Annotated in this window: 18 protein-coding genes and 2 pseudogenes; 17 read left to right on the forward strand and 3 right to left on the reverse strand. The window is 64.2% G+C overall.

Going from position 1 to position 19,049, the window contains the following annotated elements:
- The first annotated feature begins 72 nt into the window (after positions 1–72).
- The 17 genes and pseudogenes from AB4Z16_RS20540 to AB4Z16_RS20620 all read left to right on the forward strand — a co-directional run bounded on the left by AB4Z16_RS20540 (position 73) and on the right by AB4Z16_RS20620 (position 17,870).
- Positions 73–1,884 (forward strand): helix-turn-helix domain-containing protein, encoded by a 1,812-nt coding sequence (locus tag AB4Z16_RS20540; RefSeq protein WP_441513206.1) that lies wholly within the window; start codon positions 73–75, stop codon positions 1,882–1,884.
- A 126-nt stretch (positions 1,885–2,010) separates the two neighbouring features.
- On the forward strand, positions 2,011–2,991 hold the full coding sequence (locus AB4Z16_RS20545) for a flavin reductase (protein WP_441513207.1): 981 nt from the start codon (positions 2,011–2,013) through the stop codon (positions 2,989–2,991).
- Between the two features lie 15 nt (positions 2,992–3,006).
- Entirely contained in the window at positions 3,007–4,518 is a 1,512-nt protein-coding gene (locus AB4Z16_RS20550) for an aldehyde dehydrogenase (RefSeq protein ID WP_441513208.1), read from the forward strand.
- Positions 4,519–4,556: 38 nt separating this feature from the next.
- Positions 4,557–5,657: an LLM class flavin-dependent oxidoreductase gene (locus AB4Z16_RS20555; protein WP_441513209.1), complete on the forward strand. Its 1,101-nt coding sequence runs from the start codon at positions 4,557–4,559 to the stop codon at positions 5,655–5,657.
- Between the two features lie 4 nt (positions 5,658–5,661).
- Complete coding sequence (locus tag AB4Z16_RS20560; protein WP_441513210.1) at positions 5,662–6,513, forward strand: alpha/beta fold hydrolase; 852 nt, start codon at positions 5,662–5,664, stop codon at positions 6,511–6,513.
- Positions 6,510–6,824, forward strand: coding sequence for an NIPSNAP family protein (locus AB4Z16_RS20565; RefSeq protein WP_441513211.1), 315 nt, complete (start codon positions 6,510–6,512; stop codon positions 6,822–6,824). The genes AB4Z16_RS20560 and AB4Z16_RS20565 overlap by 4 nt, the downstream gene beginning before the upstream one ends.
- 156 nt (positions 6,825–6,980) lie before the next feature.
- A complete protein-coding gene (locus AB4Z16_RS20570) occupies positions 6,981–8,168 on the forward strand; it encodes a quaternary amine ABC transporter ATP-binding protein (protein WP_441513212.1) in 1,188 nt (395 codons plus the stop codon).
- Positions 8,161–9,114, forward strand: coding sequence for an ABC transporter permease (locus tag AB4Z16_RS20575; protein WP_441513213.1), 954 nt, complete (start codon positions 8,161–8,163; stop codon positions 9,112–9,114). Before AB4Z16_RS20570 ends, AB4Z16_RS20575 begins: the two co-directional genes overlap by 8 nt.
- A 149-nt stretch (positions 9,115–9,263) precedes the next feature.
- Entirely contained in the window at positions 9,264–10,298 is a 1,035-nt protein-coding gene (gene proX, locus AB4Z16_RS20580; protein ID WP_441513214.1) for a glycine betaine/L-proline ABC transporter substrate-binding protein ProX, read from the forward strand.
- Positions 10,299–10,632: 334 nt separating this feature from the next.
- Positions 10,633–11,067: a hypothetical protein gene (locus tag AB4Z16_RS20585; protein ID WP_441513215.1), complete on the forward strand. Its 435-nt coding sequence runs from the start codon at positions 10,633–10,635 to the stop codon at positions 11,065–11,067.
- 44 nt (positions 11,068–11,111) lie between these two features.
- Positions 11,112–11,326 (forward strand): annotated as a pseudogene (locus AB4Z16_RS20590) (hydrolase); the annotation flags it as partial.
- Between the two features lie 42 nt (positions 11,327–11,368).
- Complete coding sequence (locus AB4Z16_RS20595) at positions 11,369–11,941, forward strand: NADPH-dependent FMN reductase (protein WP_441513216.1); 573 nt, start codon at positions 11,369–11,371, stop codon at positions 11,939–11,941.
- A gap of 75 nt (positions 11,942–12,016) precedes the next feature.
- A complete protein-coding gene (locus AB4Z16_RS20600; protein WP_441513217.1) occupies positions 12,017–12,517 on the forward strand; it encodes a sugar dehydrogenase complex small subunit in 501 nt (166 codons plus the stop codon).
- A gap of 10 nt (positions 12,518–12,527) precedes the next feature.
- The gene (locus AB4Z16_RS20605; protein WP_441513218.1) at positions 12,528–14,162 is read left to right on the forward strand and encodes a GMC family oxidoreductase; all 1,635 of its coding nucleotides are present in this window, start codon (positions 12,528–12,530) and stop codon (positions 14,160–14,162) included.
- Positions 14,159–15,568: a c-type cytochrome gene (locus AB4Z16_RS20610; RefSeq protein WP_441513219.1), complete on the forward strand. Its 1,410-nt coding sequence runs from the start codon at positions 14,159–14,161 to the stop codon at positions 15,566–15,568. Before AB4Z16_RS20605 ends, AB4Z16_RS20610 begins: the two co-directional genes overlap by 4 nt.
- 306 nt (positions 15,569–15,874) lie before the next feature.
- Positions 15,875–17,107, forward strand: coding sequence for a M20 family metallopeptidase (locus tag AB4Z16_RS20615; protein ID WP_441513220.1), 1,233 nt, complete (start codon positions 15,875–15,877; stop codon positions 17,105–17,107).
- 40 nt (positions 17,108–17,147) lie between these two features.
- Entirely contained in the window at positions 17,148–17,870 is a 723-nt protein-coding gene (locus AB4Z16_RS20620; protein WP_441513221.1) for a trimeric intracellular cation channel family protein, read from the forward strand.
- A gap of 14 nt (positions 17,871–17,884) precedes the next feature.
- Here AB4Z16_RS20620 and AB4Z16_RS20625 read toward each other — a convergent pair.
- The 3 genes and pseudogenes from AB4Z16_RS20625 to AB4Z16_RS20635 form a co-directional block, all read right to left on the reverse strand.
- A pseudogene (locus tag AB4Z16_RS20625) lies at positions 17,885–17,995 on the reverse strand (IS6 family transposase); the annotation flags it as partial.
- A gap of 175 nt (positions 17,996–18,170) precedes the next feature.
- Positions 18,171–18,629, reverse strand: coding sequence for a DoxX family protein (locus AB4Z16_RS20630; protein WP_441513222.1), 459 nt, complete (start codon positions 18,627–18,629; stop codon positions 18,171–18,173).
- Positions 18,630–18,692: 63 nt separating this feature from the next.
- On the reverse strand, positions 18,693–18,839 hold the full coding sequence (locus AB4Z16_RS20635) for a hypothetical protein (protein ID WP_441513223.1): 147 nt from the start codon (positions 18,837–18,839) through the stop codon (positions 18,693–18,695).
- Positions 18,840–19,049 lie beyond the last annotated feature (210 nt).

A 19,049-nucleotide genomic window follows, 5' to 3' on the forward strand; every position in this document is an offset into this window, starting at 1 on the left:
AACGCGGGAAGAAACTCATGGATCGACCTGCGATGCGGCGTAAGATCGCCTGCGGTCGGTAGGGAGAGACCCATGGCGGATCAGGCCTCGCAGATGCGTTCGTTGCGCGATGTCGCAAGCCGGATCAATTCCGGCGGCGATCTCGACACGGTGCTCCGCGATCTCATCCGCGCTGCCTGCGAGCATGGCGGCTGGGCGCTGGGGTCGATCATGGCAATCGACGCGCCTCATGGCGACGCTCATGTCGTCGTCCGCCATGATCCGACCTTGCTACGCCGACGTCTGGAGGATCGCTGGGAGTTGGCCACCAGCCCCGCCCTGATCGCGCTCCAGCGCAATGAGCCCGTCCACATCCGGGACGCGCGCGTCTCGGAGGAGTTTCCGGGCTATCGCCGGGAGGCCTTCGAACGCGACTATCGCACCGTGCTGGTGCTGCCGATGAGCTGCGCAGACGCGCAGGGGCGGGCCATGGTGCTGAACGTCGTCTCCCGCGACATTCAGGACGTCTCGGCCGACGACCTCGCCTTCATGAGCATGATCGTCCATCTCGGCGGCATCGCCGTCGAGCGCGAGCATCGCTTGCGCGCAGAGCGCCAAGCGGCCGAGCAGTTGCAGAACGCATTGCAGACCCAGACCACGCTGCTGCAAGCGGTTCTGTCGGGCGGCTCGACCGCGGCGCTCTCGACAATGCTGGCCGAACTGCTGCCGGAAGCGATCCTGGTGGTGGATTTCGCCGGCAATGCGCTCGCCGCCAGCCGCTCGCCGGCGCCGCTGCATTTCGACGATGCCGCCTGGCAGCGGGCGCTCGACGGCGCGATCGGCGCCCAGATCACGGCCGCCGCACGCGACGCCGTGGCAGTGGGCCGCACCGAGCCTCTGGTTCTGCGCCTCGACGTTGGAGCTCAGCGGCTGCAGATCACGGCGCGGATCGAGGCGCTCGATGTCGATGGGCAGGCTGTCGGCGCGCTGGTGATCTTTCCGGAAGCCGGGGAGGGCGCCGGCGATCTCCGGCGCCTGCTGCTCGACAGCGTGAAATTCGCCTTGAGCGTCCAGATGATGCGCAGCGTCATCCGCTTCCGCTTCGAGACGCGCACGCTGACGGAGCTCTTTTTCGAGATCGTGGAGCGGCGCTGGCGGGATGCCGACGACATCGTCCAGCGCGGCCGGCGACTCGGGCTGGCGCTGGGCGCTCGGGCCCGGATGATCGTGGTGGATTTTCCCGACGGCCCGTCCTTGCCGGCCGATATCGGCATTGACTGCCATCATGCCGTAACGCGGCTCGCGCGCCAGATGAACCTGCCGATCAATGTCATCGCGGTCGGCGGGGGGCTCGTCTGCCTCGTTCCCGAGGAGAAGAGCGGCGAGACGGAGCGCGCCGGGAAGCTGGCGCGCCGCATGGTCGAGGTGCTCCGCCACAGTTTCAGCCGCGAGCCGATCGCCGTGCTCGGTGGCATCTGTGACGGGCTCGAGAGCTATCCCAAGGAATGGGATCGCTGCTGGCGGATGATCCGCATCGCGCGTTCCTTCGGGCGCAGTGGAACGTTGTCGGCCTTCGATTTTGGCCCGATGCCGATGCTGATCGGCGCCGCGGAGTCGGTGGATGTACGCAGCTTCGTCGATGGCGCGATCGGTGCGGTGATCGCGCATGATCGCAAGCACGACACGCCGTATCTGGCGACGCTTGCGGCCTATCTGCGCGAGGGCTGCCGCGCCCAGGCCTGCGCCGATGCGATGGGGCTCCACGTCACGACGTTGCGCTACCGGCTCTCGCGGATCCAGGATCTTTTCGGCATAGATCCGGAGACCGCCGACAAGCGCTTTGCGATCGAGCTTGCCATCCGGCTGCACGGCGTCATCGAGAACACCGAAGCGACGGTGGCCTGAGGCGAAACTCGCTTCCACCGATCCGGCGAAACATTTCCGGAATTTGTCCAGCTATTCCTAGGAAGCGAACGGCAGCCTCGGCGCCTAGCCTCTTACCACGATCCCGCATTGATCGAGGTGAGGCGGATGCTCGCTCCCGCGGAAAAGACAGCAACGGCAATCGATCCGGTCGCGCTGCGACGCGCTTTCGGAACCTTCGTCACCGGCGTCACCGTGATCACGACGCGCGATGCCGAGGGGGCACCCCGCGGCATGACCGCGAACTCCTTCACCTCGGTTTCGCTCGATCCGCCGCTGCTTCTGGTCTGCGTCGGCAAGAGCGCCCATAGCTACGGCGCCTTCAACAGTTCCGGCGCCTTCGCGGTCAATCTCCTGCACGAGGCGCAGACCGATATCTCGAACCTGTTCGCCTCAAAGGCCGCGAACAAGTTCGACGCGATCAATCATGACCACGTCCATACCGGCGCGCCGGTGCTCACCGATTGCCTGACCTGGTTCGACTGCACCGTGCATAGCCGCGTCGATGCCGGCGATCACCTGGTGCTGATCGGCGAGGTGCAGGCGTTCGGTACGAGCCCTTCCGCGCCACTCGGCTTCTGCCGCGGCCGCTATGCGAATGTGAAGGATCCGCTGCCGCCGGGCTGGCTTGAATCCCAGGGTATGATCGTCGGTTATCTGATCGAGTCCGACGGCAGGCTTTTGCTGCGGTCGGATGGCAAGGGCGGCTGGGTGCTGCCGAGCGCGAAGCGCCGCATCGCCGATAGCGAGCTGAAGCTCGACGGTGGCGAGGCGCTGACGCTCCTGCCCGACGACACCTTCCTCTACTCCGTCTTCGACGTCACCGACGGCGATCCGGGCTACCTGATCTACCGCGCCCGCCTCGCACAGGCAGCGGCCTCGCAACCGCTTTCCGCCGGCTTGCGCTTCTTCCCGATCGACCAGCTTCCCTATGACGAGATTCCGACCCGGGAAATCTCCTCGATGCTGCGCCGCTACGTCCGCGAGAGCGCCAGCAAGCGCTTCGGAATCTACATGGATTCCGATGATGGCGGCCGCCTCGCCATGGTCGGCGATGCGCAGCCCTGGGCCAACCTTCCGCAAATCTGAGCTGGCAGAGCGACCATGAAGACGACCGTCAAATCTCTCGAAGGTTCGCGCCAGGGCCTGTTCATCGATGGCGCCTTCGTCGCGCCCAGGAGCGGCGCCTACGTCGCGTCATACGATCCGACCACGGCCGTGCCCTGGTACGAATTCGCCCAGGGCGACGCCCATGATGTCGACGCCGCCGTGCGCTCGGCCAGGGCCGCCTTCGTCAACCCGGCCTGGCGTCGGATGACGCAGACCGAGCGCGGCAAGCTGGTGCGCCGTCTCGGCGAGCTTGTGCTCGCGAACGCCGACGAGCTCGCGATGATCGAGTGCCGCGACAACGGCAAGCTGCTCAAGGAGATGCGCGCCCAGATGCGGGCGATCCCGGACTCCTATTTCTACTTCGCCGGCATGGCCGACAAGCTTCAGGGCGATACGATTCCGGTCAACAAGCTCGACTCGCTGAACTTCAACCTGCGCGAGCCTCTTGGCGTGATTGGCATGATCATTCCCTGGAACTCGCCGCTGATGATGCTGACCGGCACGCTGGCGCCCTGCCTCGCTATCGGCAACACCATCGTCGTGAAGCCTTCTGAGCACGCGACCGCCTCCAGCCTCGCGCTGGCCGAACTCGCGATCGAGGCCGGCATGCCGCCGGGCGTGATCAATGTCGTCACCGGCGACGGCGCCACCACCGGCGAGGCGCTGACGCGCCATCCCGGCATCGCCAAATACGTCTTCACCGGCTCGACTTTCACGGGCCGCAAGATAGCGGCCAATGCCGCGCACCACCTCGCTCCCTGCCAGATGGAGCTCGGCGGCAAGTCACCTCACGTCATCTTCTCCGATGTCGATATCGATCGCGCGGTGAACGGCGTCGTCTCCGGCGTCTTTGCCGCCGCGGGCCAGACCTGCGTCGCGGGCTCGCGCTGCTTCGTCGAGCGGCCGATCTATGATCGTTTCGTCGAGGCGCTGGTCGAGCGCACGCGCCGCATCAAGGTCGGCCATCCGCAGAGCGAAGACACCGATATCGGTCCGGTCGCGCTCGCCTCGCAGCTCGCCAAGGTCGAGGACTATGTCGGCTCGGGCGTGCGCGAGGGTGCGAAGGTCGCGGTCGGCGGGCGGAAGCCGCAGGACGGCGAGCTGGCCCGCGGCTGGTATTTCGAGCCGACCGTCATGGTCGAGGCCCGCAACGACATGCGCTTCATGCGCGAGGAGATCTTCGGGCCGGTCGTCGGCATCGTGCCGTTCGAGACCGAGGCCGAGATGATCCAGCTCGCCAACGATACCGAATACGGCCTCGCCTCGGGCATCTGGACCAAGGATATCGACCGGGCGATGCGTTTCGCCCGCGAGATCGATGCCGGCACCGTCTGGATCAACACCTACCGCTCTGCCGCTTACATGTCCGCCAATGGCGGCATGAAGAACAGCGGCTACGGCCGCCGCGGCGGCTTCGAGGTCATGCGCGAGTTCTCGCGCCTGAAGAACGTTCTCATCGACTACTCGGGCGCCATGCAGGACCCGTTCGTGATCCGCCTGCGCTGAGCGGCCCACGGCGTGAGCCAGAACGACGGAGGAATGCCATGAAATTCGCTGTTTCCATCAGCATGGAGCGCTTCTCGCCGGACGAGTCCATGCAGGACGCCGTCAGGAACTTCCGTGCGCTGGCGAAAGTCGCCGACGAGGGCGGCTTCGAGACGCTATGGACCGCCGAGCACCACACCATCGAGTGCACGATCTCGCCGAACCCCTTTCAGACACTGACCTGGCTCGCCCAGCATACCGACCGCATCCGGTTGGGCACCGCGACGCTGGTGGCGCCCTACTGGTCGCCGATCCGCCTCGCCGGCGAGGCGGCGCTCTGCGACCACCTGACGGGCGGGCGCCTGGAATTCGGCATCGCGCGCGGCGCCTATCAATACGAGTTCGACCGTATGGCCGGCGGCATTCCCCAGCAGGAAGGCGTCGCCTTCATGAAGGAGCTGGTCCCGGCGGTGCGGAAGCTCTGGGCCGGTGACTACGAGCATGACGGTCACTACTGGAAGTTCCCGCTCGCCACCTCGGTGCCCAAGCCCTTGCAGCAGCCGCACCCGGCGATCTGGGTGGCGGCACGCGACCCCGGCACCTTCGACTGGGCGGTGGGCATCGGCGCCAATATCCTCTCGACGCCGCTCTCGGCGCCGCCGGCTGAGGTCGGCGTGCTCGGCGAGAAATTCCGCAAGGCGGTGGCCGATCACCCGGAGCGCCCGCGTCCGCGCCTGATGATGCAGCGGCGCACTTGCGTCTACGACCGGCAGGCGGATTGGGAGCTCGCCGTGCGGCACTCGGTCGACTATGGCGGCTATTTCGAGAACCTGATGCAGAACAGCGGTGCGGTAAGGAACGGTTTCCCCGAGGCCATTCCGTTCGAGACCATCGCCAACCGCGACAACTACAATCCGCAGGCGGTGCGCGACAATCTGATGTTCGGCACGCCGGACGAGATCATCCGCAAGCTGCAGGTCTACGAGGATGCCGGCGTCGACCAGTTCGCGCTGGGCCTCTCCTTCAACCTGCCTTTCGCATTGCAGATGAAGACGCTGCGGCTCTTCATCGACGAGGTGATGCCGCATTTCGCCGCCCGCGAGCGCGAGAAGACCAAGGCGGCGGCGCAGGCTCCGCGCCTGGCCGCGGTCGGGCACTAAGGCGATGGCTGGCGCGACATTGCCTGCCCGGCGTGCCGAGCCGGCGCAGGGACCGCAAAGCCTGACCGTCGGCGGCGTCACGCTGAATTACCGGATCGAGGGGGAGGGCGAGCCGCTGATCTGTATTCACGGCGTCGGCTCCTATCTCGAGGCCTGGGAGGGCGTGGTCGAGCGCCTCTCAGACCGTTTCCGCATCCTGAGCTTCGACCTGCGCGGCCATGGCCGCTCGAGCAAGCCGCGCGGCCGCTACGAGATCGACGATTTCGTCGGCGACGTGCTGGCACTGGCCGATCATACCGGGTTCGGCAGCTTCAACCTCGCCGGCTTCTCGCTTGGTGGGCTGATCGCACAGCGCCTGGCGCTGACGCATCAACAGCGCATCCGCCGCCTCATTCTGCTGGCAACCGTCGCCGGGCGCACCGAAGAAGAGCGGGAACGTGTCGCCGCCCGACTTACCGCCCTGCAGGCGGGCGATCGCGGCTCGCATTACGACGCCTCGCTCTCGCGCTGGCTGACCGAAGACTTCCAGGCGAAGAACCCGGAACTCATCGCCAAGCTGCGCCAGCGCAATGCGGAGAACGACCCGGAGTGCTATGCTGCGGCCTATCGCGTGCTGGCCCAAACGGATTTCGGCGGGCTGCTCGACCAGATCCGCGTGCCCGTCCTGATCGCGACCGGGGAAGAGGACGCCGGCTCCAATCCGCGCATGGCGCGCTACATGCACGAGCGCATTTCCGGCTCGAAGCTGCACATCCTGCCGGGCCTGCGCCACTCGATCCTGACCGAGGCGCCCGAGCAGGTCGCCGGGCTGATGCGCGGCTTCCTCGGGGACGGCAGGGAGGAGCGGCAGCCATGATCGTCGAAGAACGCATCTACCGGATCCGCAACGGCCGGATGGGCCGCTATCTCCAGTTGGTCCGCGAGGAAGGGCTGGCGATCCAGCAGCCGATCCTCGGGCATCTGGTCGGCTATTTCACCACCGAGATCGGGGCGCTCAGCCATGTGACCCATCTTTGGGCCTATGCCGATTTCGAGGACAGGACGCGCCGGCGCCAGCAGCTCGCGGACGACCCGCGCTGGCAGGCCTTCCTGCCCAAGCTGTCGGAGAACATCGAGCAGGCCGAGAACCGGATCCTGCTGCCGACGGATTTTTCGCCGCTCCGCTAGCAGCGGCCGCCTGCGTTTTCCTCCAGGGGGACGAGGGAGAGGAACGTTCCTCCATCGGATCGCAGGAAGACGCGTCATCCCCGCCGGCACTTAATGGTGTCGGCAGGCAGGTCGAACAAGCCCGATCAATCGGGCGCCGAGAAGAGGGGTCCGGACATGACCGAGCGACTGCAAATCCAGAATCTGTACAAGATATTTTCGAGCACGCTCCGCCCGGCGCTGGAGATGCTCGCGAAGGGCGGCAACAAGAACGAGGTCTTCGAGAAGCTCGGCGCGGTGGTCGGGCTCAACAACGTCTCGCTGAGCGTGCCCGAGGGTGCCATGTACATGGTCATGGGCCTGTCGGGCTCGGGCAAGTCGACGCTGGCGCGCTGCATCAACCGGCTGAACGAGCCGAGCGGCGGCAAGATCCTGCTCGACGGGCGCGACATCGTTCCGCTGGGCGAGGAGGAGCTACGCGAGGTGCGCCGCACCCGCATCTCCATGGTTTTCCAGCATTTCGCACTGCTGCCCAACAAGCGCGTCATCGAGAATGTCGAATTCGGCCTGAAGCTGCGCGGCATTGCGCCCGGCGAGCGGCGCCGCCGCGCCGAGGAGGTGCTGAGCGTCGTTGGACTCGGCCGCTGGGGCTACCACTTCCCGCATGAGCTGTCGGGCGGCATGCGCCAGCGCGTCGGCCTCGCCCGCGCGCTGGCGACCGACGCCGACATTCTGATCATGGACGAAGCCTTCAGCGCGCTCGACCCGCTGATCCGTACCGAGATGCAGGACGAATTGCTGCGCCTGCAGCGCACGCTGAACAAGACGATCCTGTTCATCACCCATGATTTCCAGGAGGCGCTGAAGCTCGGCACCCGCATCGCCATCATGTCCGATGGTGAGCTGGTGCGCGAAGGCACGCCGCAGTCGATCGTGCTGGAGCCGGGCAGCGACTATGTCGCCGCCTTCACCCGCGAGGTCGACCGCGCCCGGCTGTTCGATGCGCGTTCCGTGATGCGGCCGGGCGAGCCGATCCTGCAGTCGGAGCGCGGAGCGCTGATCGGCGAGGCCGGCGGCGCCGGCTTCGTGCTCGACCGCGACGGCAAGGTGCTGGGGACGCTCGACGCCGAAGCTTGCGGGCAAGCCCGTGCAGGCGGCGAGATCGCCGCCCCGAGCGGCGATTATGTCAGCGTCCCGCCCGGCGCGAAGCTCCTCGACGTGGCCCGCAGCTATCGCGACGGCCGCCCGATCGCGGTCGTCGACGATGACGGCAAGTTCATGGGGTCGCTCGGCGCCGACGACATCCTCGCCCGCATCTCATCCACCACTCCCAAGCCCGCTTCGGTCGGAGAGCATCATGCTTAAAGCCGACGATCTCGCCGTTTTCCCGATCGACGCCTGGATCCAGCAGGGCGTCAGCTGGGTCGCGCTCAATCTGCGGCCGATCTTCCTCGCCATCAAATGGCCGGTCGAGAACCTGCTGAGCCTCAATGACTGGCTCCTCCACGCCATTCCGTTCCCGCTCTTCGTGGTCGGCTTCTTCCTGCTGGCCTGGCGGCTCTCCACGCCCGGCATCGCGATCTTCAGTGCGGTATCGCTGATCGTGATCGCCATGCTCGGCGTCTGGAACGAGGCGATGACGACGCTCTCGCTGATCTCGACCGCCATCGTCTTCTGCGCCGTCATCGGCATTCCGATCGGCATCTGGTGCGCGCGCAGCGACCGGGTCTGGAACGTCGTCCGCCCGATCCTCGACATCATGCAGACCACGCCGAGCTTCGTTTATCTCGTGCCGGTGGTGATGCTGTTCGGCGTCGGCACCGTGCCCGGCGAGGTCGCGGTCGTGACGGCGGCGGCGCCCCCGCTGATCCGCTTCACCAATCTCGGCATCCGCATGGTGGAGCACGAGATCGTCGAGGCCGGTCTCGCCTTCGGTGCGGACAAGCGCCAGCTCCTCTTCGAGATCCAGCTGCCGCTGGCTATCCCGACCATCCTCGGCGGCCTGAACCAGACCGTCCTGACGGCGATGGTGCTCTCGGTGGTCGTCGCCATGATCGGTGCGGAGGGCCTCGGCCTCGTCGTGCTGCAGGGCCTTGGCCGCCTCGATGTCGGCCGTGCTGCTGTGGGCGGCATCGCCATCGTGCTCCTCGCCATGGTGCTCGACCGGATCACGCAGAAGCTCGCCGCTCCCAAGGCCGGTGGCAGGGCAGCTGCACGCGCCTCGTTGCTCGGCGCGGTCGCGCGGCTGTTCAAGGGCGGTCGGCCGGACGAGACCGTCCAGGCCGTGGCACCGGTGAAGCAGGCGCTCTGAACGCGTTGCGGAGCCTCCACGCCGCGGGAGGTGCTCGCACTCAAGGAATGGCCGGGACAGCGCAGCGTTCCGGTTTTTAAGACCCGTCGCAAGGGCGGGCAGGGGAAAGCAACCACGGCCGGCACGGTCGACGACGAGGAGAACAGTTGATGACCATGACCAGATTGAAGATGCTGACGGTGGCAATGGCCGCTGGCGCGCTCGCCTTTGCGGCGGCGCCTGCTCAGGCGCAGGAACTGCCCGGCAAGGGCAAGACCGTGCGCTACGCCCAGAGCGACAGCCTCGGCGCCAACTACGTCACCGCCCAGATCGTGATGAAAGCGCTGAAGGAGCTCGGCTACGACGTCAAGCTCAGCACCGTGAACACGACGCTGTTCTTCCAGGCGGCGGGGCAGGGCGATCTCGACCTTGCGACCGACGTCAACTTCCCGCAACGCGAGCCGGGCTTCCGCGCGGTGGAGAAGGATGCCGAGATCGTCGGAGGCGGCATGATCGTCGGCGGCGGCATCAACGGCTACCTGATCGACAAGAAGACCGCTGACGCCCACAACATCACCTCTCTGATCCAGATGAAGGACCCCAAGATCGCGGCGCTGTTCGGCAAGGACGGCAAGGCCGACCTGATCAACTGCGATCCCGGCTGGTCCTGCGGCGACGTCGTCGATTTCCAGCTCGACAAGTTCGGCCTGAAGGACAACGTCAAGTCGATCCGCGGCAAGTACGAGGCGCTGATGGTCGAGGCCGTGGCCCGCGTGAAGCGCGGCGAGCCGGCCTTCTTCTATGCCTGGAGCCCGTCCTGGGTGAACAACGCGCTCGTTCCCGGCAAGGATGTCGTCTGGCTGCCGACGCCGGAGGACGCGCTGCCGCCCTCCGTCCCGAACAAGGGTTCGGCCCTGGTCAAGGGCGTCAAGGGCTGCGCCGGCGGCGCCGATCCCTGCCGCATGGCCATGGCCTCCTGGAACTGGGGTTCGGTCGCCAACAAGAAGTTTATCGCCGCGAATCCGGCTGTGAAGGCGCTCGTCGAGAACATGAAGTTCCCGCTCGAGGACTGGTCCCACTGGGAGTTCAATATTAACAAGAACGGCGGCAGCAACGCCCTCATCACGAAGATGGCCGAAGAATGGGTTGGTGCGCACAAGACCCAGTTCGACAGCTGGGTCGCGGCCGGGCGCGCTGCGAAGTAAGCGAAGGCGATATTTCAACGCTTTGGAAGGGCGGGGCCGGTTTCGGCCTCGCCCATTTTTTCGAACTCGGACTGTTGAGCAGCAGCCATAAGCCTCCGCAGAAACTGCTGCGGCGAGGCCGCCCTCACACGAGAATAGATCCACGGCAACATCGTGCGACCAAAGTTGATAAGTGCAGCGCCCTGCTTCATTTGCCTGAACCTAGGCTCCGCGAATTCACATTCAGTTGATCGATTGCTTTCCCCGAAACGTCGCCTTGAATTGATCTAAACGCAGTGTCCCTATGTCGGTCTGGGCGTTATGGGCATCGGCTTAGGATCGCCTCATGCAGACTGTGGAATGCGCCGTCTCGAGCGTCGATGCTTTGGTAGCGGCCACCAAGGGCGCGGGTATCCAGCGAATCGCCGTTCACGGCAGTCTGACGAACGTGCCGTCGATCCGTCTGTCTCCCGGGCTGAGCCGCGGACGGATCGAATTGCGCGGCGTCACGACGACTGGCTGCGTTCGGATCCTCGCCCGCGACAAGGTTCGCGCAGGCCATGTCGATGTGAACGGGCTCGATATCATCGCGGCCGATGCTCGGAGCGAGACAGAACGCCCGCACGGATATGGCGTCTATGTCATCACTGGCGCGTTCGAGATCGAGTTCACCGGCGGCATCAAGACTAACGGAGCCGGCGTAGCTCCCATCGAACAACATGGCGCGATCGAATCCCTGCGCGTGAGCGGCGGCTTGGTTGCCGCCGGCGGAGGCTTCGACAGAATCTGACGGGGTGCCGGGTCTCCCCGCGCGATGATCGGAGGAGGAAAGCGATGTCCAGCGAACCGATCCGCGATCCCGTCAAGGACCATCTGCTGACGCCAGAGAATGCGGCCTTCATCATCATCGACGACCAGCCGGTGCAGGTGAAATCCATCGCCTCGATGGACCGCCCGTTGCTGATCGCACCACTATCAATTCTTGGGAAGATGTCGAATTCCGCAAGGCTGTCGAAGCAACCGGCCGCGAGAAGCTCGTTTCAGCCGCGGACTGAGCGGCCTCAAACCGCCGCGCCTAAATGGAGGTTTCGATGACCGTACATAAAGTTGGCTACCTTATCGGCAGCCTCGCCAAGGGATCGATCAATCGCAAACTCGCGAAGGCGTTGGTCCAACTTGCGCCCCCGGAGCTGGAAATGTCGGAGGTGTCCTTCAAGGATCTGCCGCTCTACAGCTACGACTACGATACTGATTTTCCGCCTTCTGCACGCGCCTTCAAGGATGCGCTCGCTGCCGTAGAGGCCGTCCTCTTCATCACGCCGGAGTATAATCGTTCGATCCCCGGCGGGTTGAAAAACGCAATCGACTGGGCCAGCCGCCCCTATGGCAAGAATTCGTTCACGCGCAAGCCATCTGCAGTCATCGGCACGTCGCCCGGCGCGATCGGAACGGCCGTCGCCCAGCAGAGTCTACGCAGTGTGCTCAGTTTCTGTAATTCGCCGCAGATGAACGCTCCTGAAGCCTATATTCGCTTCACTCCGGGCCTGATTTCCGATGATGGTGAGGTGAGCAATGAAGAAACCGAAGATTTCTTGCGAAACTATATGACCGAATTCCATACCTTCATCGCAAGGGTTCTTTCAGTCCTGCCTCCGGACGCGTAGGGGGCGGACTATTCCGACGCCGACGCTGTCGGCTCAAATCCGCCGGCGTCGCGACTGCAACATCGGACATATGTCATGCAGGCTTCAAAAGCGCATCCTGATCCTGGCCGCCGGCTTCTGCTTTTCGGACTTGTTTCGGCCTACACGGCATCCTTGATCCCGTGGGCGCTGGCTCAGGAAGCGACGGACGCAGACCATGGCGCGTTCCTGGCGCTGTCGGCCATCCTGGCAGGGCGCCCGTCGCTCGACGCGGCACAGTCCCTGCGTCTGTTCGGCGCCCTTGTGGCCGACGATCCCGGTTTTCCTGCTGCAACGAAGGCGCTGCTCGACATGATCGAGCAGCGCAAGATCGATCCCATGCAGTTGCAGAAAACTTTGGACGACGAAAAGTCGTCACTGGCGCCGTTGCCGACCCGGATCGTGACGGCCTGGTACATGGGCATCGTTGGGGACGGGACCAAGGCGCGCTGCCTCGCCTTCGAGACGGCGCTTAATGCGCAGACCGTCGCCGACGTTTTGAAGCCGCCGACCTATGCCTACGGCGCCTATGGCAGTTGGGCGCGAAGCCCGATCTGAGGAAAACACGATGGCCGATACGCTGTCAGCGGACTTCGTCGTCATCGGATCGGGGATCATCGGTTCGCTGGTCGCTCGCAAGCTTGCGCTCGCCGGCGCGTCGGTTCTCATTCTCGAAGCCGGCCCACGCGTCACGCGTGGCGAACTGGTCGCACGCTTCCGCAATTCGCCGCGCCGCAGCGACTGGATGTCGCCTTATCCGCCCGCGGCCTGGGCACCGCATCCGATCTATCAGCCGGAGCCGAACAACTATCTCGTACAGGCCGGACCCTACCCCTACGCCGCCGAGTATGTTCGGCAAGTCGGCGGCACGACATGGCATTGGGCGGCCCAAGCCTGGCGCAATCTGCCCAACGATTTCAAGATCAAAACCTTGTATGGCGTCGGCGTCGACTGGCCGATGAGTTATGACGACATCGAGCCCTTCTACCAGGAGGCCGAGGAGATCATGGGCGTTTCGGGCGCGCCCGACACCGGCTCGCCGCGTAACAAGCCCTTCCCGATGGAGCCGGTCGCCGAGCCTTTTGCCATGCGCCGCCTGCGAGAGCGGCTCGCCTCCGACTACCCGGTCGTGACCAACACCACGGCGCGCAACAGCCGGCCCTATGACGGCCGGCCGGCCTGCTGCGGCAACAACTCCTGCCAGCCAATCTGCCCCATCGATGCCCAGTACCATGGTGGGCTCGCGGCGGCCGCCGCCGAGACGGCCGGGGCAAAGCTGGTTCCCAACGCCAATGTCTACAAGCTCGAACATGACGAGAAGGGCCGCATCGCGGCGGCGCTTTACTACGATCCCGACAAGGTCTCGCACCGGGTCACCGGCAAGACCTTCATAGTCGCTGCCAACGGCATCGAAAGCCCGCGCCTGCTGCTGCTGTCGGCCAGCGGCAAGTTCCCGAAGGGCCTCGCCAACAGCTCCGACATGGTCGGCCGCAATCTGATGGATCATCCGAGCACCTCGCTGACCTTCGACGCCGACGAGGAGGTATGGCTGGGACGGGGACCGCAAAGCCCGAGTTCGATCAATACGATGCGCGACGGCGCGTTCCGCTCCGAGCACGCTCCCTACCGGCTGGATTTCACCAACATCTCGCGTGTCGATGGTGCCACGAAAAGTCTAATCGCGGCCGGCGTTTATGGTACGGAACTGGAGAAGCGCCTGCGCTACAGTGCGGCCCGCGAGATGAACGTGAAGAACGTGCTCGAGGTGCTACCGGATCCCGAGCACCGTATAACCCTGAGCTCCGAGAAGGATGCGATGGGTATTCCGAAGCCCGAAGCGCATTATGCGATCGCCGACTACACTAAGCGTGGTCATGAGCGCTCCCAGCAGGACTTCCGCCGCATCGCCGAACTGATGGGTGGGACCAACCTGCGCTTCAGCAGGGACGGCGACTTCGCCAACAACCAGCACATTTGCGGCACGCTCAGCATGGGCAGCAACCCCAAAATCTCAGTCTGCGATCAATGGGGACGTGCGCACGACCACGAGAACCTTTTCCTGGCGAGCACCGGCGTGCTGCCGACTTCCGCGACCTGCAACTCGACGGAGAACGGCCTGGCGGTCGCCCTGCGCTCGGTCGCGCATATTCTGGGGCGGAAGAGCGCCTCGCTTGCCACTCCGATGAGCGAAGCGAAGAGATGAGCCGCGCGATGCATCGCCTGTTTTCCGGTTTCGCGCTTACCCTGGCGTTGTCCGTGCCCGGCACGTCAGACGCGCAGCAGTCCACCGGGGCCGGGGTCGATCAGATCGCGCATGGAAAATACCTCGCCACGGCATCCGATTGCATGGCCTGCCATACGGCGCCCGGCGGCGCGGCCATGGCCGGCGGCCTTTCCATTGCCACGCCCATCGGCCCGATCGTTGCCACCAACATCACGCCATCGAAGGCAAACGGCATCGGCAATTACACGCTTGAACAGTTCGACGCCGCGTTGCGCAAAGGCGTGCGGGCGGACGGCAGGCAGCTCTACCCAGCGATGCCCTATACCTCTTATGCGCAACTATCCGACGACGACGTCGCCGCGCTCTACGCCTATTTCATGAATGACGTGGTGCCGATCGAAACTCGCCCTGCCGAAACGAAACTGCCGTTCCCGTTCAACATCCGCCTGTCGATGGCCGCCTGGAACCTGCTGTTCCTCGACAAAGGCCCGTTCAAGCCGGATCCCGCGCATAACGCCGAATGGAACCGGGGCGCCTATCTCGTGCGTGGGCCGGCGCATTGCGGAAGCTGCCATACACCGCGCAATCTGTTCATGGCGGAAAAGACGTCGAGCGAAATGGCCGGGGGCGAGGTTGGCTTCTGGTATGCGCCCAACATCACATCCGACCCCAACAGCGGGATTGGTGGATGGAGCGTCGAAGAACTGGTCACCTATATGCGCGACGGCCACGCTTCAGGAAAAAGCCAGGCCACTGGCCCGATGGCAGAAGCAATCGACTACAGCTTGCGGTTTTTGACCGAGAAAGACCTGAAGGCGATCGCGATTTACCTTAAAACGGTTTCGCCTATTCGCGATCCGGCCGACACGAAGCCGGTCTTTGACTGGGGCGAACCGTCAGATGAACTGGCGAGTATCCGCGGCGTGGCGCTGCCGTCGAACCCGGACGCCATGAGCGGTCCGCAGATTTACGATGCTTATTGCGCAACCTGCCACCAGGCGCAGGGACAGGGCAGCTTCAAGGGCGGCCTGCCGTCGCTGCTGCACAACACCGCGTTGGGCAGGACCAATACCAACAATCTGGTGATGGTCATCCTGGATGGGCTGCGCCGCCAGCCGGATGTTTTTATGCCGGGCTTCGCCAAGGAGCTTTCGGATACGCAGGTTGCAACCCTGAGCAACTATCTGATCCAGCATTTCGGCAACCCGGCGGCCAAGGTCTCTGTCGAACAAGCAGCCTCGGTTCGGAGCGGAACAACAAGCACCGTCCTCGTCACTCTCGCGCAGTCGGCCATGGCGGCGGGGGGGCTTGTCGTGATTGGCCTTATCAGTTGGTTCCTTGTGCGGCGGAATAAAAGCAGGCGCACAGCGCAGATCGGAAGATAATCTCGTTTTTGACTGTTGCGCATGCAGCACTGGCAGCATTTGGAAGACTAGGAAGGTGATGGCGACGTAATTCCGGAATCGCGACCGCGAGATAGGATATCGGCGTTACGCTGACGGATCGTAGTTATACTCAGGTCAAATAGCGCCTCGAAACAATGGAAGATTTCGCGATCGCGATGGTCGATGAGCTTGAGCCTCCTGCGAACAGCCGCAATCGCTTCACCGGCGGATACTAGCCAAGGGCAGGAGGAGATTATGATGGCTGGGCATGCCTACTCCCGAAGTGCATCTGCAGTCCTGGCGGACATGGCCAAGCTGCTGCCCGATCTCGAGGCGCTCTATAAGGACGTTCACGCGCATCCCGAACTGTCGATGCAGGAGACGCGAACCGCGAGCCTCGCCGCGGACAAGCTCAGGAAAGCCGGCTTCGAGGTGACAACTGGGGTGGGTAAGACGGGCGTGGTCGGATTGCTTCGCAACGGCGAGGGGCCGACGGTCATGCTGCGGGCCGACATGGACGCGTTGCCGATCGCCGAGAACACTGGCCTGGACTATGCCAGCAAGGTCACAGCGACGGATGCCGAAGGCAGCACCGTCCCGGTAGGCCATATGTGCGGCCATGACATGCACGTCGCCTGGCTGGTCGGTGCGGCGACGTTGCTGTCGCAGGCGCGCGGTGCCTGGAAGGGCACGTTGATGGCCGTCTTCCAGCCCGGCGAGGAAACCGCGCAAGGCGCTCAGGCGATGATCGATGACGGTCTGCTTCAACGTTTCCCAACGCCCGATGTCGTGCTTGGCCAGCATGTCATGGTCGGCCCCGCCGGCAGCGTCGCCGGAAGCGCTGGACCGATCACGTCCGCTGCAGACAGCCTGCAAATCCGCCTGTTCGGGCGCGGCGCGCACGGGTCGATGCCGCAGGCCAGCATCGATCCCGTCGTCATGGCGGCATCCGTTGTCCTGCGGCTCCAGGCTATCGTGTCCCGCGAGGTTGCCGCAAACGACGCGGCAGTGGTCACTGTGGGCGTGCTACAGGCAGGCACCAAGGAAAACGTCATACCCGACGACGCCGTCATCAAGCTCAATGTGCGTACGTTCGACGAAGGCGTGCGCAAGCATGTGCTCGCCGCCATCGAGCGGATCGTCAACGCTGAGGCCGAAGCCTCCGGCGCGCCGCGCAAACCGGAGATCACGCCGCTCGATCGCTACCCTCTGAACGTCAATGACGAAGCCGCCAGCAACCGCATCGCCGCAGCGTTTCGCGGGTATTTTTCGCCCGATCGGGTGAAGCATACTGGTCCCGCCCCTGCGAGCGAGGACTTTGGTTGCTTCGGCACCGCATGGCAGGTGCCTTCGGTATTCTGGTTCGTGGGTGGCAACGATCCCAAGGTCTATGCCGAGGCCAAGGCGGCCGGCAAGCTGAACGAATTGCCGGTCAATCACAGCCCGCAATTCGCGCCGGTTCTGCATCCTACGCTGGAAACGGGCGTCGAGGCACTGGTTGTCGGAGCGCTCGCTTGGCTGGGCGCAAAAACAACATGAACTGCTCCACCCGATTGCGACGGAGGTCAGTCTCAGTTGAATGCTGTTCGGTGCTTTCGTCCGGATGCGCCAGGATTTCGCGGGCGGATTCGTCATGATCGCGATCGAAACCTTTGTGCGAATTCTCGACCTGGGCGGCACCTTCGTTTTCGCGATCAGCGGGGCGGTTGCCGCAGTCAATCGCCGCCTCGATATCTTCGGTATCCTCGTCCTATCGTTCGTCACCGGCAATTTTGGCGGCATCACTCGTGACGTCCTCATCGGCGCCATCCCGCCTGCCGCTCTGACGGATTGGCGGTATCTGCTGGTCTCAGTCCTGGCCGGGCTCATCACCTTCTTCTGGTATGCAGGCGTCGACAAGCTGCGTAGCCCCGTCCTCTTGTTCGACGCGGTGGGCCTTTCGTTTTTCGCGGTGGTCGGTGCACAGAAGGCGCTCGAGTTCGGACTAAACCCGGTGATGTCAGCGCTTCTGGGAATGATGACCGGAATCGGCGGAGGCATGACGCGCGATGTTCTGCTTGCGGAGATTCCACACGTGTTGCGTTCCGATTTATACGCCGTCGCAGCGCTGACCGCCGCGTCTTTCGTGGTTGTCGGCCATGTGCTCGGCCTTTCCTATGGCGTTTCAGCGCTGGCTGGAGCCGCCGTGTGCTTCGGCCTTCGTTTCATGGCGATCAGGCGTGGTTGGCATCTTCCGATTGCGCATCTCTCCGCGCAGCGGCGTGCCGAAAGAGATAATTCGGACGACGAGCGACGGCGATGAACTCCCCAACCAGCATCCTCGACCAGGCGAACGCTCAGGGGGAAGCGAAAATACAGCTGCACCGCATGGGCGATGATCGCCGGCGGGAAACGATGGCCCGTGTAGATGATGGGCGGAAGACCTATACGGTTACTCGACCAATGAGGAGGTCGATGTCGTCGCGATGGCGCGCCGCGCCGGCCATGCCATCGGGCTTGCTAATTTCGTTGCAACCAAACCCCTGTCTGATCCCCCGGTCCGAGGCGGCGCGCGCATACCGTCGGCCGGCGCATCGACACCGCCCGCCAAATCCGGTCGCGTTCAGGGAGCCCGAGGCCGCAGCGGCGGTGCACCGGCCAAGCCCCCCAGCCTCGCATCGATCGAGTATTTGCCTGCTCCCGTGACGTAGAGCAGGAAGAGGCCACCCATGATGCTGACGTTCTTGTAGAAGTTGATCATGTTCTCATAGTGGTCGGCCCCGGCCATGGTCCAGAAGGGATGACCGATGAACGCGCTGGCAATGGTGTAGAGTGCCAGCACCACTGCCAGGGGCCGTGTCCAGACACCAAGAATGACTGCGATGGACACGAAAAACTCGACGACGATCGCCACGAGGGTGGCAATCATCGGCAGGGGAACGCCGGTCTGCGTCATGTAGGCAACGGTCCCGGAGTAATCGGTGAGCTTGCTCCAACCGAATATCAGGAACAGCAGAGCAAGCAGGATTCGAGCAATCAGAATGACCTCATCCTTGATCCTCTTGGCGCCGAAGTCGGTCATGATCCGCCTCCATGTTCATCGGTGGGTTGCGATCTCTGCCGGGTGCCCTCAAACACTCTAATTTTACTCCCTTTTGGATTCCGGAGTAGGGTTAATTGCGCCTTCGAAACTGAACGCCTCGAGGACTTCTTCTACGATTTGCCGATCCAGATGCCCGAGCTCGTCGTGTCGCAGATCTGCCACCCGCGGATAGATGCCGATGCCGGCCATCGCTGGCTCCGTGCACTGGTATTCGAAGCGTTCGGCAAGGGTCCTTAATCACACGCGAAGCCCGCGGCCGCCGCCAGGGGAACTTGGGGCCGTGGTCAGCGCCGCGCTTTGCAATGCTTTCAGCACGACCAAGGCCAAGGTCAACCACCGGGTCGCGCCAAAAGCGGAATCACGATCTGTCCCGGGAGCGGGCTTTCCTGATGTCAGCCA

The sequence above is a fragment of the Allobosea sp. TAF32 genome, assembly GCF_052113585.1.
In the GTDB taxonomy this organism is placed as follows: Bacteria; Pseudomonadota; Alphaproteobacteria; order Rhizobiales; family Beijerinckiaceae; genus Allobosea.